Source organism: Sphingomonas sp. CCH10-B3, assembly GCF_001556185.1.
Lineage (GTDB): Bacteria > Pseudomonadota > Alphaproteobacteria > Sphingomonadales > Sphingomonadaceae > Sphingomonas > Sphingomonas aquatica.
The window spans coordinates 71,924-85,386 of record NZ_LSIJ01000105.1 but is presented as its reverse complement, the minus strand read 5'-3'; the positions used below and the strand labels follow the sequence as shown (position 1 = coordinate 85,386).

19 protein-coding genes are annotated in these 13,463 nt (G+C 63.7%); 6 read left to right on the top strand and 13 right to left on the bottom strand.

Going from position 1 to position 13,463, the window contains the following annotated elements; genetic code table 11:
* Nucleotides 1-166 precede the first annotated feature (166 nt).
* Nucleotides 167-376, bottom strand: a complete 210-nt coding sequence (locus AX672_RS18770; RefSeq protein WP_168727538.1) for a hypothetical protein — start codon at nucleotides 374-376, stop codon at nucleotides 167-169.
* 6 nt (nucleotides 377-382) lie between these two features.
* Between AX672_RS18770 and AX672_RS18970 the strand changes: the two genes are divergently transcribed.
* Nucleotides 383-571, top strand: coding sequence for a hypothetical protein (locus tag AX672_RS18970; RefSeq protein WP_066653769.1), 189 nt, complete (start codon nucleotides 383-385; stop codon nucleotides 569-571).
* A 4-nt stretch (nucleotides 572-575) separates the two neighbouring features.
* Complete coding sequence (locus AX672_RS17755) at nucleotides 576-761, top strand: hypothetical protein (RefSeq protein WP_066653766.1); 186 nt, start codon at nucleotides 576-578, stop codon at nucleotides 759-761.
* A gap of 273 nt (nucleotides 762-1,034) precedes the next feature.
* Here AX672_RS17755 and AX672_RS17750 read toward each other — a convergent pair whose 3' ends face one another.
* Together AX672_RS17750 and AX672_RS17745 are read right to left on the bottom strand one after the other, a co-directional pair.
* The gene (locus AX672_RS17750; RefSeq protein WP_066653763.1) at nucleotides 1,035-1,601 is read right to left on the bottom strand and encodes a hemerythrin domain-containing protein; all 567 of its coding nucleotides are present in this window, start codon (nucleotides 1,599-1,601) and stop codon (nucleotides 1,035-1,037) included.
* 131 nt (nucleotides 1,602-1,732) lie between these two features.
* Nucleotides 1,733-2,542 (bottom strand): alpha/beta fold hydrolase, encoded by an 810-nt coding sequence (locus AX672_RS17745; protein ID WP_066653761.1) that lies wholly within the window; start codon nucleotides 2,540-2,542, stop codon nucleotides 1,733-1,735.
* Between the two features lie 101 nt (nucleotides 2,543-2,643).
* On the opposite strand from AX672_RS17745, the gene AX672_RS17740 reads away from it, so the two are divergent.
* Nucleotides 2,644-4,791 carry a S9 family peptidase gene (locus tag AX672_RS17740; protein WP_066653760.1) on the top strand — a complete coding sequence of 716 codons (2,148 nt, stop codon included), beginning with the start codon at nucleotides 2,644-2,646 and terminating at the stop codon, nucleotides 4,789-4,791.
* Nucleotides 4,792-5,001: 210 nt separating this feature from the next.
* Here the strand turns inward: AX672_RS17740 and AX672_RS17735 are convergent, their stop codons facing one another.
* From AX672_RS17735 to AX672_RS17725, 3 genes are read right to left on the bottom strand one after another with little or no spacing between them, the layout of a single operon-like run.
* Nucleotides 5,002-5,901: a pirin family protein gene (locus AX672_RS17735; RefSeq protein ID WP_066653759.1), complete on the bottom strand. Its 900-nt coding sequence runs from the start codon at nucleotides 5,899-5,901 to the stop codon at nucleotides 5,002-5,004.
* Nucleotides 5,898-6,344, bottom strand: a complete 447-nt coding sequence (locus AX672_RS17730) for an NUDIX hydrolase (protein WP_066653757.1) — start codon at nucleotides 6,342-6,344, stop codon at nucleotides 5,898-5,900. The genes AX672_RS17735 and AX672_RS17730 overlap by 4 nt, the downstream gene beginning before the upstream one ends.
* Entirely contained in the window at nucleotides 6,341-6,628 is a 288-nt protein-coding gene (locus tag AX672_RS17725) for a BolA family protein (protein WP_066653755.1), read from the bottom strand. Before AX672_RS17725 ends, AX672_RS17730 begins: the two co-directional genes overlap by 4 nt.
* Nucleotides 6,629-6,746: 118 nt before the next feature.
* On the opposite strand from AX672_RS17725, the gene AX672_RS17720 reads away from it, so the two are divergent.
* On the top strand, nucleotides 6,747-7,277 hold the full coding sequence (locus AX672_RS17720; RefSeq protein WP_082730634.1) for a J domain-containing protein: 531 nt from the start codon (nucleotides 6,747-6,749) through the stop codon (nucleotides 7,275-7,277).
* 46 nt (nucleotides 7,278-7,323) lie between these two features.
* Here AX672_RS17720 and AX672_RS18765 read toward each other — a convergent pair whose 3' ends face one another.
* The 7 genes from AX672_RS18765 to AX672_RS17690 form a co-directional block, all read right to left on the bottom strand.
* Nucleotides 7,324-7,854, bottom strand: coding sequence for a Pycsar system effector family protein (locus AX672_RS18765; RefSeq protein ID WP_168727536.1), 531 nt, complete (start codon nucleotides 7,852-7,854; stop codon nucleotides 7,324-7,326).
* Complete coding sequence (locus tag AX672_RS17715) at nucleotides 7,826-8,584, bottom strand: adenylate/guanylate cyclase domain-containing protein (RefSeq protein WP_066653750.1); 759 nt, start codon at nucleotides 8,582-8,584, stop codon at nucleotides 7,826-7,828. Before AX672_RS17715 ends, AX672_RS18765 begins: the two co-directional genes overlap by 29 nt.
* Nucleotides 8,581-9,537 carry an adenylate/guanylate cyclase domain-containing protein gene (locus AX672_RS17710; protein ID WP_082730632.1) on the bottom strand — a complete coding sequence of 319 codons (957 nt, stop codon included), beginning with the start codon at nucleotides 9,535-9,537 and terminating at the stop codon, nucleotides 8,581-8,583. The genes AX672_RS17715 and AX672_RS17710 overlap by 4 nt, the downstream gene beginning before the upstream one ends.
* Nucleotides 9,538-9,789: 252 nt before the next feature.
* Nucleotides 9,790-10,233, bottom strand: coding sequence for an SRPBCC family protein (locus AX672_RS17705; protein ID WP_066653746.1), 444 nt, complete (start codon nucleotides 10,231-10,233; stop codon nucleotides 9,790-9,792).
* Nucleotides 10,234-10,237: 4 nt separating this feature from the next.
* Entirely contained in the window at nucleotides 10,238-10,717 is a 480-nt protein-coding gene (locus tag AX672_RS17700) for a VOC family protein (protein ID WP_066653745.1), read from the bottom strand.
* A 45-nt stretch (nucleotides 10,718-10,762) separates the two neighbouring features.
* Nucleotides 10,763-11,116 (bottom strand): DUF1428 domain-containing protein, encoded by a 354-nt coding sequence (locus AX672_RS17695; protein WP_066653879.1) that lies wholly within the window; start codon nucleotides 11,114-11,116, stop codon nucleotides 10,763-10,765.
* Nucleotides 11,117-11,149: 33 nt separating this feature from the next.
* Nucleotides 11,150-11,566 carry a VOC family protein gene (locus AX672_RS17690; RefSeq protein WP_066653738.1) on the bottom strand — a complete coding sequence of 139 codons (417 nt, stop codon included), beginning with the start codon at nucleotides 11,564-11,566 and terminating at the stop codon, nucleotides 11,150-11,152.
* A 104-nt stretch (nucleotides 11,567-11,670) separates the two neighbouring features.
* Here AX672_RS17690 and AX672_RS17685 point away from each other — a divergent pair, with 104 nt between their 5' ends.
* Nucleotides 11,671-12,372, top strand: a complete 702-nt coding sequence (locus AX672_RS17685; RefSeq protein WP_066653736.1) for a winged helix-turn-helix transcriptional regulator — start codon at nucleotides 11,671-11,673, stop codon at nucleotides 12,370-12,372.
* A gap of 77 nt (nucleotides 12,373-12,449) precedes the next feature.
* Nucleotides 12,450-13,454 carry a cobaltochelatase subunit CobS gene (gene cobS, locus AX672_RS17680; protein WP_066653734.1) on the top strand — a complete coding sequence of 335 codons (1,005 nt, stop codon included), beginning with the start codon at nucleotides 12,450-12,452 and terminating at the stop codon, nucleotides 13,452-13,454.
* The last annotated feature ends 9 nt before the right edge of the window (nucleotides 13,455-13,463 follow it).

Sequence of the window (13,463 nt, the reverse complement as noted above, 5' to 3'; positions counted from 1 at the left end):
TGAACCAACCACATAAGGGTCAGGGGCTGGCACTGCTTTTATCTTGCCCTCCACACCCTACGCCAGACTACTCACCGGAAACACGCTGGTCTTCACTTGCTGAAAATGCTTTCCGCAAAATTTCGGTCAGTTTTGTCGGGAAAATGGATGCCCCCGCTCGGAGGCGTCAGATCGACAAATCGGCACCGATCGCGCAACCTTCGGATCTAAGTTTGCGAAGGGATTCGATGACCTTCAGGCATTGCTTTTCTGAAGGATTTTTCATCGGAACAGATGCAGCGACGCGCAGAATTCCCAGCTCGGTTGGCGAAAGCAGTTTTCGCGACTGACCCCATCCGCTCAATTGCTCCCAAAGCTGCCCTCCGGCAGAAACCACTATCGATTGCGCCTCGATGCCGTTCAGCAGTTTCTGATCTTTGATGCCATCGCGCTTGCCTGCCTTGATGTGATCTTTGCCAATCAGCTCATCCAGCCACGCAGCAGGCCAATCGACGTCGATTGCTTTGACCCTCGCCCAGCACGCATGTTGCTTTCCCCACTCGGTGACATTGCTGATCCCTGCGGGCGGTGAGGCGATGCTGCTCTATCCTCATCACGCCAGCCTTGGCAGTGAGGCGCTGGATGCAGGTTACGGCATGATGGAAGGCGATGAACGCCTGCGGATTGCAAGCGTTGATCTGTTGGTTGGCAAAGGTGCGGTCGTGCAACAACTGGCGGCGCTGATTGCACCTGCCATGGCTGCTTCGTTGGGTGCGGCTTGATTCGGTTTTTCGCCGTTCTCAGGCAGGAAATTGTCGGCGGGTCGCAAAATAAATTTTGGTGTCGCGGATTGATCCGAAATAGACCGTCCGCAGCGATTTGAGTCCTCATTGAGGACCAACGCCAGTGCCAAGACGGTATTTTCGACGGTATCGAAATTCGAAAAATCGCAATAAAGCATTGTGATATAACGCTTTGGCGACACGTCACGGTCCCTCTTCTGGCACCATTTCACGTCGGGGAATAACACGAAAACTCTCACGCCCCAGGAGGGCTCAGCGTAGCGGCATTGCCGGAGCGCTGCTGGTTTCGGGCCCCATGTATCGGTCGAATTCCTCGCGGTAGCGTGCGGTGACCAGCGATTTTTCGCCCGCATCCAGATCCTCGGCGAGCTGGGCGAACCAGGTGCCTTCCTCGGAATAGACATGGTGCGCGACTGCGCCTTCGATGTGGCCAAGCTTGTCGGCGAAATCCTCGCTCATTGGGTCGAGCCGTTCGAGCAGGCCGAGCTCCATCTTCGCGGCCGACTGTTCCTGATAGGCAAGCTCGGCGTGTCCGACCTGACGCTGCGCGGCGAGCGCGGGATAGATTGCGGCTTCCTCGGCCACCGCATGCGCCGTCAGCATCGTGCCGAGTTGCTTGAGCGCCGCGCGGCGCGCATCGACCGTTGCGGCCGCTTTGGCATGGGCGAACAGTGTCTCGATTTCGCGATGGTGATCGAGAATTTCCGCAAGCCAGTCATTCGATACCGCCAGTGCCGAGGCTTTTTCGCGGGCTTGCTGCCGGGCTTCTTCGCTTTCGGGGGGCGTCAGCGCGGCAATCGTCTTGTCTAGGATCGACATGGTTCAGTCTCCGGGTTTGGGCACCCCCGGATCACCAAAGCGCGACGCGCGCCGCCGTTCCCTCGCCAGCGGGAAATTCTTCCTGATCTTGAGCAACTTGGTAGGCGCAACCGAGTGGCCGCCGCAGCCGATCAGGGCAGAAAGGCACGGATCGCGGCATTCACCTCAAGCGGCGCTTCCCAGGTCACGAAATGGCCCGCCTCGGCGATTTTCACCAGGGTGAGGTCGGGAACGAGCGGCTCGAGCCCGACCAGCTGGCTCGGCCGCAGTGCCGTGTCGCGCAGCGCCGGCACGATCAGCCCGCTTGCGCGGTACCAGTTGAACATGCCGGTCAGCGCGCCGGGCTGAGTCCATTGATCGAGGAAGATCGGCTTTTCGACCGCCATCACTGCCGGGTCGGCGTGGCCCACGAAGGTCTTGCCGAAATAGGCCTCGACCCCGACCCGCTCGATATAGGCCTCGAGGCTCGGGTCGCGGAACGCCGTGATATACTGGCTCGCGGCACGCTGATCAGGATCGTCGAACAAGGTGCGCTGAAAGATCAGCGGGTGCGGCGCGTTGAGGATGATCAGCCGTTCGATGCGGTCGGGATGGTTGAGCGCTGCTGCCCAAGCGATTGCGCCGCCCCAGTCATGGCCGACCAGCGTGAACCGGTCCTTGCCGAAATGATCAGCGAGCGCGAGCATGTCGCCGATGGTCTTGTCGGCCTTGTACTGCTCGACCCCTTCGGGCTTGTCGGAGCGGGCAAAGCCGCGCTGATCGGGCACGATGACGAAATGCGTTTTCGCCAGCTCGGGAATCTGGTGGCGCCAGGTGCGGTGCGATTCGGGAAAGCCATGGAGCAGGATGATGGCGGGCGCCGCCGGATCGCCCGCGACGACCACGTCGAGCGCCACGCCGGTCGCGAGCGCGATGCGCTGTTGCGGGAAAGGATCGGTCATCGGGCAAGCCTAACGCCGATGCCGGGCGGCACAAGATTTTTGCTGGCGGTCCGCTCGTGCGGCGCTAGCTTGCGGTGCGACGCAGCGACAAGGGGGATGGCATGAAGCGGATATCATTGGCTTTGCTGGCGGCAAGCGGCGCAATGCTGGCGTTCGCCCCGCTGGCGGCGGCCGCGCCGAAAAAGGTGCTCAGCCACGAAGCGCTGTGGATGATGAAGCGCGTCGGCGCGCCGATCGTCAGTCCCGATGGCAAATGGGTCATCTACACACTGACCGAGCCGTCCTATGAGAAAGACGGCGCGGTCGCCGATCTGTGGATCGTCCCCGCCGACGGATCGGCCGCGCCGCGTCGCCTGACCAACAGCAAGGCCGCCGAATCGGGCGCGGCCTGGGCCCCCGACAGCCGCCGCATCGCCTTTGCGACCAAGCGTGAGGGCGATGAGGAGTCGCAGATCTACGTCATCGATCTGGCCGGCGGCGAGGCCCGGCGCGTCACCAACGTCGCAACCGGCGCCGCCAATCCGCAGTGGCGCCCCGATGGTGCCGCGATCCTTTTCGAAAGCAATGTCTATCCCGGCGCGATGGACGATGCCGCCAACAAGGCGGCGGTCGCCGCGCGCAAGGCCCGCAAATATAATATGCGCGTCTATAATCACTTCCCGATCCGCTATTGGAACCAGTGGCTGGATGATCGCCGCCCGAGCCTGTGGGTGCAGCCGCTCGCCGATGGGGCGGCCGCCCGCGACCTCCTGTCGCCGACGGCGCTGGCGCAGGCCGAGGGCTTCGGCGGCGACGCCCAGGCCGATGGCGGGGTGACGCTGTCGCCGGCGTGGAGCCCCGACGGCAGCGAGATCGTCTTCACCGCAACCACCGAGCGGTGGAACGCCGCCTTTGCGCGCGTCAACTACCGGCTTTACCGGATGCCCGCCGCTGGAGGCGAGCCGCGTCCGGTGACACCGCAAGCGGGCAATTACGGCGCGCCGGTGTTCACGCCCGACGGCAAGAGCCTGCTCGTGAAATTCAGCACGCAGGGGCAGGAAGTCTATGACCTCTCCCGGCTCAACCGCATTGGCTGGCCAGCCGGCGGCGACGCGACGCCGATCACGCGCGATTTCGATCGCGAGGCCGATGCCTTTGCGGTCACGCCCGACAGCCGCACCGTCTATCTGCTCGTCCCCGACGCCGGGACCGAGAGCCTTTACCGGCTGCCGATCACCGGCGGCACGCCCGAATTGGTGACGACGCCCAAAGTTGGCGGCTATACCGCGCTCGACATCCCGTCGAAGGCTTCGTCGGTCCAGCTCATCGCCAGCTATGGCAGTTCGGTGAACCCGGCCGAGATCGTGCGCATCGATCCCGCTGCCAAGGCGCATCGCAACCTGACCAGCGTCAATGTCGCCGAGGCCGCGACGATCGACTGGCAGTCCCCCGAACATTTCTGGTTCGTCAGCACGGCGGGGAGCAGCAAAGGCAAACGCATCCACAGCATGATCGTCAAGCCGCCGGGCTTCGATCCGGCGAAGAAATATCCGCTGCTTGTCATCATCCACGGCGGGCCAGCCGCGAGCAACATCGACCAGATCGGGCTGCGCTGGAATTATCACTTGCTGGCAAGCGCCGGATACGTCGTTCTGCTGACCGATTACACCGGCTCGACCGGCTATGGCGAAGCGTTCGCGCGGGCGATCAAGCTCGATCCGCTGAAAGGGCCGGCGCTGGAGATCGATCAGGCGGTCGATGAAGCCGCCAAGCTCTATCCATTCATCGACGCGAAGAACGCCTGCGCGGGCGGCGCCAGCTATGGCGGCCACCTCACCAATTGGATCGAAGCGACGACGACGCGCTACAAATGCCTCGTCAGCCATGCCGGCGAAGTCGATCTGCTGACGCAATGGGGCACCAGCGACTTCAACTATGGCCGCGAGGTTGCCAGCGGCGGCCCGCCGTGGGGCGGCAGCAAGGTGTGGCGCGAACAAAGCCCGATCACCTATGCCGCCGACTGGAAGACGCCGATGCTGCTGACGGCGGGCGAGCGCGATTTCCGCGTGCCGATGTCGAATACGCTTGAGACCTGGTCGACGCTGCAGCGGATGCAGGTGCCGAGCCGCTTGCTGATCTTCCCCGACGCCTGGCACTGGATCACCAAGCCCGAGGACAGCCGCCAATTCTATCGCGAGGTCCATGGCTGGCTGGCGCATTATCTGAAGGGCGCGCCGCCGGTGACGGGGGGACCGCTGGAGGCGAAGTGAGGCCGGGGCCGGGGCGCGAGTATTTCCGCGTTCGTTTCGCGCGACGTCGAGAAACGAGCCTCTGTCCTGCGTACGCAAGGCCATGAGCCGTCATCCCCGCGAAGGCGGGGATCCATAGTCGCCGGAGATCGAGGCTATCTCGCAAGGTAAGCCAGTATGGATCCCCGCCTTCGCGGGGATGACGGTTGAGTTTGGGCCAACGTTAGCCCGTTACGGATAGCTCACCGTCTTGGGCACTTCGGGGATCGGGATGAATTCCTTGTCGTCGCCCGGCACCGTCGGGAAGCGCCCCGCCTGCCAGTCTTCCTTCGCCTGGTTGAGCCGATCGCGGCTGGACGACACGAAATTCCACCAGACGTGACGCGGCGTCGCAAACGCCTCGCCGCCGCACAGCATCACGCGGCCGCCGTCGCCCGAGCGCAAGGTCGCGGCGATCCCCGGGCGCAGCACGTATAGCGTCTGCGGATCGAGCGGCACGCCGTCGAGGGTCGCTTCGCCATAAGCGAGATACACCGCGCGCTCATCGGCGCCCGCGTCGATCGGCACCTGCGCGCCCGCCGCCAGATCGATGTCGGCATAGATGGTCTGCGCATAGGTCGTGGTCGGCGCGGTCGCCCCCCACAAAGTCCCCATGATCACCCGCGCCCTCGCGCCACCCGCCTCGACCACCGGCAGCGCCGCGCGCAGCACCTGTTCGAACGCCGGATCGCGTTCCTCGTCCGCCTCGGGCAGCGCAAGCCACGTCTGGATGCCCGACAGTTCCGGCCCCGCCGCGCGTTCGCCCGCGGGCGAGCGTTCCGAATGGACGATGCCATGCCCCGCCGTCATCAGATTGACCGCGCCGGGCTCGATCGTGACATGGCTCCCGATCGAATCGCGGTGGTCGATCGCGCCCGCGAACAGATAGGTCACGGTCGCCAGATTGATGTGCGGATGCGGGCGCACGTCCATCCCTTCGCCTGCGGGCAGATGCGCCGGGCCCATCTGGTCGAAGAAGATGAACGGCCCTACCATCGTGCGCGGCCGCGACGGCAGCGTGCGGTGGACCTTGAACCCGCCCAGATCATGCGTGGTCGGCGTGATCGTCAGCACGAAAAGATCATCGGTCATGCGTCTGCTCCCGCGTGAGTAGCGACGAGGGCGATCAGGTCTTCGGGGAAATAGGCTTCGTCGTGCGCGGCGAGTTCGGCGGGGGTGAACCAGCGCCAGCGCGTCATCACCCGCTGTTCGAGCGCGGTATGCCCGCCGGTGTCGATCACGTCCGATGGCGCGCGCACGAGGAAATAGCGTTCGTCGGCACTCACCGGCACGCCCTCGATCGTCGTGAACTCGACGTACCGCCGCGCAATCTCCGGCCCCGGATCAAGGTCGAGCCCGGTTTCCTCGATCAGCTCGCGCCGCGCCGCGCTGGCGTAATCCTCGCCGGGATCGAGCGCGCCGCCCGGGGTGCACCAGAAAGGCGGGCGGTCATCGGGATCGAAGCGGAACAGCAGCACGCGGCCCGCCGGATCGAGCAATATGATCCGCGCGGCGGGGCGCGCCGCCCGCGTCATGCCTCGCCGGGCGCTCGCGCGCGGATCGCCAGCGCATGCACCGTCCCTGCCATCAGATCGCCGAGCGCGCTGTTGACCAGCCGCTGCCGCGCCAGCCGGGATTGCCCCGCGAACGCCGCGCTTTCGACCACCACGGTGAAGTGCGACTCCCCCGATCCGTCGTCACCCATATGGCCCGCGTGGTGGGCGCTGTCGTTGATCACGTCGAGATGCGACGGGGCGAGCGCGCGGTTGAGGCGAGCGGCGATTTCGGCGGCGACGGGGCCGGTGGCGGGATCGGACATGCGACCTATATAAGCCGCTTTTACGGATTCGGGGAGCGCAGTGGACGGCTCGAGCGAAAAGAAGACCCGGCCCGCCGCGCGCTTCCACGGCCGCGTCGAGGGCACGGGGCGGCAATGCATGACGCCGGGGTGCGAGGCGCCGGGCGAATTCCGCGCGCCGCCCGAAGAAGGGGCGCGGGGCGACGCGCCGCCCGCCTATCGCTGGCTGTGCCTCGACCATGTTCGCGAATTCAACGCGCGCTATAATTTCTTCGCCGGGATGACGCCCGAGGAGATCAACGCGGCGCAGCGCCCCTATGCCGGCTGGGAACGCGAAACGCGCGCCTTTGCGACGAGCGGCGCCGACCGCCCGCCGCCCTGGGCCGACTTCGCCGACCCGCTCGACGCGATCGGCGCAAGGTTCCGCGAGCGGATGCGCGAGGGGGCAGCGCGCAAAGACGGCAAGCCGCTGTCGGACGGCGACCGCAAGGCGCTGCGCGTGCTGGGACTGGGGACCGACGCCGACCGGCGCGCGCTCCGCACGCGCTACTCGGAGCTGGTGCGGCAGTATCACCCCGACCGGAACGGGGGAGACCGGGGGTTTGAGGGCAAGTTGCAGGATGTGATTGCGGCGTATCAGGCGCTGCGGAAATCGGCGGCGTTTGCGTGAGGGGGGCGAGGCCGGCTTTCGGCGGTCCGAGCAGAACTATACGCGCCTAGATAGAAGCAAGCAGGGGCAATGCTGCGACCAAACCAGCGATGCTCAGCCAAATCGCGCGCCTAAGATTTTGGTACTTGTGCCAGCAGACCTCAGATACGTCATAGCAGTGCCGTAACCAAGCATCTTCGAGGAGGTTGGCACCTGCCGAGCGCACTGCAGCGGCATAAGCGGCGGCGTCGACATGTGCGCGGACGGCGCCGAAGAAAACCAAACCTTCACCTGTTGTTTTGAGGCGGGGTGCTACGACCCAGGCGGCGGAGCCAGCGCCAGCGGCGAGAAGAACAATACTCGCCCAGGCTAGCCAACTGGACGGCGTGCACGCTGGTTTGAATAGGAACGCGGTAAAGGTGGGTTTGGAAAATAAGTATGCGATAAAGGTGCCTACGAGTCCCAGCAGAACCGTTGCCTTCGTGTCGGCTAACGATACATAATTGTGAAGATAGCCTTCGTGGAAGCTAGCGAACTCTGCGAGCGGCGCGTCCGTGGCGGGTACAGCGCTAGCGCCATGGAGGGTTCCATCGCCCATTGTATCGCCAGAAGTGATAGGGTTCTCCGTCATTGTACACCCACCCCGAATCTTTGCCCGTGTGTGCGAGAAATTGCTCACGCCAGTCGGCCCGAATGCCCGGCAGCATGGCATCACCCAAAAGTAAATCGCCGGGTTCCGCATGGGCGAGCATCTTGGACGTGCGATTGGCGGCTGTGCCAACTGCAACGATATGATTGAAGCGCTGCGCTGCGCCGAGCCGCGCTACGGTAATCGCGCCGAAGTCCAGACAAATGCGAAAGCGCAATGGCTCAAGGTTAGTTGCTTGGATTACTGGATTGATCAGCCGCTCGGCTGCGAGGAACATATAGAGAGAACATACCAGCGCGCTTTGGCGTGGATCAGATGCGGTTCCCCGGGGTCGGCCGAAATAAGCCATAATCCCATCGCCTGTGTTCTTCTCGACAGTACCGCCGAGGTCCCCAACAATACGAATCATCTCAGAGAAGAATAGGCTGAGAATCCGAACCTGTCCATCTTGTTCCTCCGTAGTTTCCGATGCCCGAAGGGTGAACCCGGAGATGTCTAGGAACAGTATTGCGGCTTCAAGGCGTCTTCCCCGTCCTATTGGGAGGTCCGCGGGTGCGGGGACTAGCCAGCCGGGCGCTACCGTACGGTTTATAGCCTCTATGCGGCGGCGCGTGATTTCAACGCGCTGCCCCTGCAGACGGTGATAGTTCGACGAGTAGTTGTCGAGCGGCGGGTTCATTGCACTTCGAAAACCTTGTATCCAGAAATTCCGACGCTCGCGCCGTCGAAGTTAACTTTGTGGCTCCGCTCCAACCATTGGACGTGCGCCAATCTATAGAGATCGAAGCCGACCCGGAAGCTGTTCGGCTCAGCACTTTGCTCTATCTTGACCGCACGGTTGAGAGCATCGCTCATGACGTCTAGGGAAGCAAAGCCTGTGGTAGCAATCTTGACTTCGCGGACGACAGCAGGGCCGAAATCCGCCCCAACGCGGATCGCGAGCGGCGTCAGCCCGTGGGCCTCGATCGCCGGATTGATCGCGTCGTGCAGAATGCGAATCAGCGAACAGCCAAGATCGATGGAGTTGTCGACGAGCACATTTACGCCGGGTCCATCAACATAGGCGATAAAGCCATCGCCGGTCGCCTTTAACAGCTTACCCTGAAATTGCCCAACAGTGGTGCCGAACTCTTGCAGAAGAATCTGGTAGGCTTGGTCGAAGCCCTTGGCATCACGCCGCCGGTAGGCAGTTGAGCCGCAAATATCCACTGATAGAAACGCCATTTCACGTTCAGAGTCATCGGCCGTCAAGGTGCCATGCGCTCTAGGTGCTTCTTTGGGCGGCTGATGCTCGCCTGTCTGGAGCTCCACCGCAATCGCGTCTCGTCGACGGCCCGCATATTCTAGCGCAGAGTCGACGGTACGGTCCGATCGGTAGACAGGGAGGCCATTCATCTTTGGTCCAGCGAAATCCTCCAGGCGGATCAGAGTCTGGAAATATCGGTCAAGATACCAAGTCCCACCTTCCATTTCGACACGATCGTAACGGCGCGGGTCCGGCACTAGCGAGAATTTGACGGTCCGGCTTTCTTCATCGACAGTCTGGACGGTCTTTACTAAATCAAGGCGCATATGCATTCGAGCCTGACGAGTAGCGACATGCTCTGGATATTCAGCATCTTCTTGCGCCATCGGCTGCTCCTAATAAGATGCAGGCTAATGTCGTCCCAGACTTGTGCAAGCCACGATCGCATCGGTGGTTGATCGGACACGCCAACTCGATGCTAGGCGCCACCAAAAACTTTGCACCAGCCCCCTCCCAATGTAGGAAAACCTCTGTCACCCTCGCCCTGCGCCGCCCGCGACTCGGGCCTCAGCGAGGAGACACCCCCCTGCGATGGTCGTAATCTTTGACACTTTTCGCGGGCGAAACCCGCCGCGCGGTCAGCCCGCTTCGGCCAGCGCCTTCAACTGGTCCGCCGCCGCGCCCCAGCCGGCTTCGAAGCCCATTGCCTTGTGCTGCTCGCACGCCTCGGCGGTCCAGTGGCGGGCGCTGGCGCGGTAGTGGGTGCCGTCTCCGGCGGGCGCGATTTCGAACACGCCGACCATGAACGGCCCGGCCGGGTGCCAGCCGGCAGTGAAGGCATCGGTGACGATGAAGCGCTCGCCCGGCACGACGTCGAGGAACACGCCTTCGTTCGGCGATTCCTCGCCTTCCGGCCCGCGCATCACCATCGCGCTGCGGCCGCCGGGGCGCCAGTCCTGCTCGATGATTTCGGCGACCCACGGCTTGGGGCAGAACCACTCGGGCATGCGCCGGGTCATGATCTCCCACACCCGCTCGGGCGGCGCGGCGATGTGGCGCTCGACCGAGAGTTTGAATGCCATCGCCTCAGCCTGCGAGCGCGGCTTCGATCGCGGCGATGTCGATCTTCGTCATCGTCATCATCGCGTCGAACGCGCGTTGCGCCGCGGCGCGGTCGGGGTGGCTGATCGCCGCCGTCAGCACACGCGGCGTGATCTGCCACGACAGGCCCCATTTGTCCTTGCACCAGCCGCACATGCTCTCGGCGCCGCCATTGCCGACGATCGCGTTCCAATAGCGGTCGGTCTCTTCCTGACTGTCGGTATAGACCTGGAACGACACCGCTTCGCTGTGCTGGAACATCGGCCCGCCGTTGAGGCCGATGAACTTCATGCCGAGCACGGTGAATTCGACGCTCAGCGCATCGCCTTGCTGGCCGCTCGGGTAATCGCCCGGCGCGCGGTGGACTGCGTCGACCGAGGAATCGGGGAAGGTCGCGGCGTAGAAAGTCGCAGCCTCCTCAGCGGTGCCGTCATACCAGAGGCAGGGAGCGATCTTGTGGCTCATGCGGATTTCCTTTTGCTCGGCGCGGTCGTTGCCGATGCCGTCCCGTCACTTCTCCAGCGCGTAGACCGCCTCGAACCCGCCGAAGATCATGCGCTTGCCGTCGAACGGCACGGCAAAGTCCATCATGCCGGGATCGTCGCGTAGCTTGGCGAAGCCTGCATCGCGCGTTGCCTTGTCGGGCCATTCGATCCAGCTGAACACCACCACTTCGTCGTCGGTCGCCTGCACGGCGCGATAGAAATCGGTGGTCTGGCCGTGCGGTACGTCATCGCCCCAGCATTCGACGACGCGCAGCGCGCCATATTGCAGGAACAATTTGTCGACATGTTCGGCGTGGGCGAGGAATTCAGCGCGCTTGTCGCGCGGCACAGCAATGACGAGGCCATCGACATAGGGCATGGTCATGATCCTTTTCCGGGTGGCGGGAAGCGTTCAGCCCTTGATCGGCGAACCGATCGACCAGGTGTAGCCGAACGGATCGGCGACATGGCCATAGCGGTCGCCCCAGAACTGGTCCTGGATCGGAAAGCGGATTTCGGCACCGGCGCCGGTTGCGCGGTCCCACCAGACATCGGCATCATCGACCTGCAGGTGGAGCACGACGCCTTCGGGGTCTTTCGCGGCTTCGCCACCGCGCATTTCAGGGAAGTCGTCGTTGAGCATCAGCGACGCGCCATTGATGTGGAGGTGTGCGTGCATGATACGCTTGCCGTCGTCGGCCATCATCCGGCGCTGTTCGGTCGCGCCAAAGGCTCGCGTGTAAAAGTCGATCGCCTCGGCGGCGCGGCCATCGCGGATATTGATATGCGGGGTCAGGCCCGTGGTCGGACCCTGTGGTGCGTCGGTCATGCTTCCTCTCCTAAAGCATTGTTACGAACAGCCAATTTTTCTACGCCGGTCGAGTCGCCGACGTGATTTGCATGGCCTGCCATTTGCAGTTACAAAAAACAATCATGAAGTTAGAAAAAGTGATCGATGGGTCTGGGCGCGCGGCGAAACGCTGGTATGACGATGCCTGTGGCACCGCCCATGCGATGGAGCTGGTCGGCGAGCGCTGGTCGCTGCTGATCATCCGCGAGCTGATGTTCGGCCCGCGCCGTTTCGCCGATCTGCGCCGAACGCTTCCCGGAATCAGCGCGAATGTGTTGACGCAGCGCCTTGCCGGGCTGGAGGCGGCGGGCATTTTGCAGCGCCGCCGCCTGCCGCCGCCGGCTGCCGCGCAGGTCTATGAGCTCACGCCCTGGGGCTATGAATGCGATGTCGCAATCATGGCGCTCGGCCGCTGGGCGGCGCGATCGCCGGAACATGATCCAACGCTGCCGTTGTCGGCGGCATCGCTGATGTTGTCGTTCCGCACGATGGTGTCGGCTGATCGGCTCGGCAGCGGACGCGCCGAGATTGGCCTGCAATTGGGCGGGGACGGGTTCGTCGCCCGGCTCGGTGGCGGCACGATCACGATCGCGCGCGAAACCCCGGCCGATGTCGGCGCGCTGCTGACGGGCACGCCCGAGGCGATCGCCGCCGTTGTCTATGGCGGGCGGCCGCTGGGCGACGCGATGCAGGCGGGCGATGTCCGTGTCGAGGGCAGCCGCGCGCGCGCCGAATGGTTCGTGACGCTGTTTCCGCTGCCGGCGAAAGTGGGCATGCCGGGCTGACGCGCGATTGTTAACAAGCTCTCGACTTGCGCGCGACCAAGCGGCTAGGGAAATCTTCGACAGTCCAAGGCGAAGCAATGACCGATATTCCCAACACCCAGCCCGACAGCCGCACGACGACAGTGCTCGACGCGCCCGATCGGATGATCAGCGTCCGCGACCTGTTCGGTATCGACACCGACATGCAATGCCCCGCGTTCAGCGAAGCCGATGAGCGCGTGCCCGATCTCGATCCGGCCTATGTCTTCGATGCCGACACAACGCTCGCGATTCTCGCCGGTTTTGCCCACAACCGCCGCGTGATGGTGCAGGGCTATCACGGCACCGGCAAGTCGACGCATATCGAACAGGTGGCGGCGCGGCTGAAATGGCCGTGCATTCGCATCAACCTCGATGCGCACATCAGCCGCATCGACCTGATCGGGCGCGACGCGATCGTGCTGAAGGACGGACAGCAGATTACCGAATTCCGCGAAGGGCTGTTGCCCTGGGCGCTGCAGACGCCGACCGCGCTGGTGTTCGACGAATATGACGCCGGCCGCCCGGACGTGATGTTCGTGATCCAGCGCGTGCTGGAAACCGAAGGCAAGCTGACCTTGCTCGACCAGAACCGCGTGATCCGCCCCAACCCGCACTTCCGGCTGTTCGCGACCGCGAACACGGTCGGCCTCGGCGATACCAGCGGGCTGTACCACGGTACGCAGCAGATCAACCAGGGCCAGATGGACCGCTGGAACATCGTCGTCACGCTCAACTATTTGCCCGCCGCCGTCGAAGCGCAGATCGTGCTCGCCAAGTCGGGCGAATATGACAAGCCCGACGGCAAGGCGGTGGTCGACAATATGGTCCGCGTGGCCGATCTGACGCGGCGCGGCTTCATCAATGGCGACATTTCGACCGTCATGAGCCCGCGCACGGTGATCAGCTGGGCGCAGAACGCGCTGATCTTCGGCGATGTCGGCTTCGCGTTCCGGCTGTCGTTCCTCAACAAGTGCGACGAGGCGGAGCGGGCGCTGGTCGCCGAATATTACCAGCGCGTATTCGGGAAGGATTTGCCCGAAAGCGTGGTGGGGAAGGCTTAGCGCCCGCAT

Bases quoted from the DNA above. Each gene is read 5' to 3' on its own strand.
- AX672_RS17735 (WP_066653759.1), bottom strand. From the start codon at position 5,901: ATGACCGATGATCTTTTCGTGCTGACGATCACGCCGACCACGCATGAT.
- AX672_RS17755 (WP_066653766.1), top strand. From the start codon at position 576: ATGCTGCTCTATCCTCATCACGCCAGCCTTGGCAGTGAGGCGCTGGAT.
- AX672_RS17695 (WP_066653879.1), bottom strand. From the start codon at position 11,116: ATGCCCTATGTCGATGGCCTCGTCATTGCTGTGCCGCGCGACAAGCGC.
- AX672_RS18765 (WP_168727536.1), bottom strand. From the start codon at position 7,854: ATGGGCGATGGAACCCTCCATGGCGCTAGCGCTGTACCCGCCACGGAC.
- AX672_RS17745 (WP_066653761.1), bottom strand. From the start codon at position 2,542: ATGACCGATCCTTTCCCGCAACAGCGCATCGCGCTCGCGACCGGCGTG.
- AX672_RS17700 (WP_066653745.1), bottom strand. From the start codon at position 10,717: ATGAGCCACAAGATCGCTCCCTGCCTCTGGTATGACGGCACCGCTGAG.
- AX672_RS17715 (WP_066653750.1), bottom strand. From the start codon at position 8,584: ATGAACCCGCCGCTCGACAACTACTCGTCGAACTATCACCGTCTGCAG.
- AX672_RS17705 (WP_066653746.1), bottom strand. From the start codon at position 10,233: ATGGCATTCAAACTCTCGGTCGAGCGCCACATCGCCGCGCCGCCCGAG.
- AX672_RS17710 (WP_082730632.1), bottom strand. From the start codon at position 9,537: ATGGCGCAAGAAGATGCTGAATATCCAGAGCATGTCGCTACTCGTCAG.
- AX672_RS17725 (WP_066653755.1), bottom strand. From the start codon at position 6,628: ATGTCCGATCCCGCCACCGGCCCCGTCGCCGCCGAAATCGCCGCTCGC.
- AX672_RS17730 (WP_066653757.1), bottom strand. From the start codon at position 6,344: ATGACGCGGGCGGCGCGCCCCGCCGCGCGGATCATATTGCTCGATCCG.
- AX672_RS17690 (WP_066653738.1), bottom strand. From the start codon at position 11,566: ATGACCGACGCACCACAGGGTCCGACCACGGGCCTGACCCCGCATATC.
- AX672_RS17750 (WP_066653763.1), bottom strand. From the start codon at position 1,601: ATGTCGATCCTAGACAAGACGATTGCCGCGCTGACGCCCCCCGAAAGC.
- AX672_RS17685 (WP_066653736.1), top strand. From the start codon at position 11,671: ATGAAGTTAGAAAAAGTGATCGATGGGTCTGGGCGCGCGGCGAAACGC.
- cobS (WP_066653734.1), top strand. From the start codon at position 12,450: ATGACCGATATTCCCAACACCCAGCCCGACAGCCGCACGACGACAGTG.
- AX672_RS17740 (WP_066653760.1), top strand. From the start codon at position 2,644: ATGAAGCGGATATCATTGGCTTTGCTGGCGGCAAGCGGCGCAATGCTG.
- AX672_RS17720 (WP_082730634.1), top strand. From the start codon at position 6,747: ATGACGCCGGGGTGCGAGGCGCCGGGCGAATTCCGCGCGCCGCCCGAA.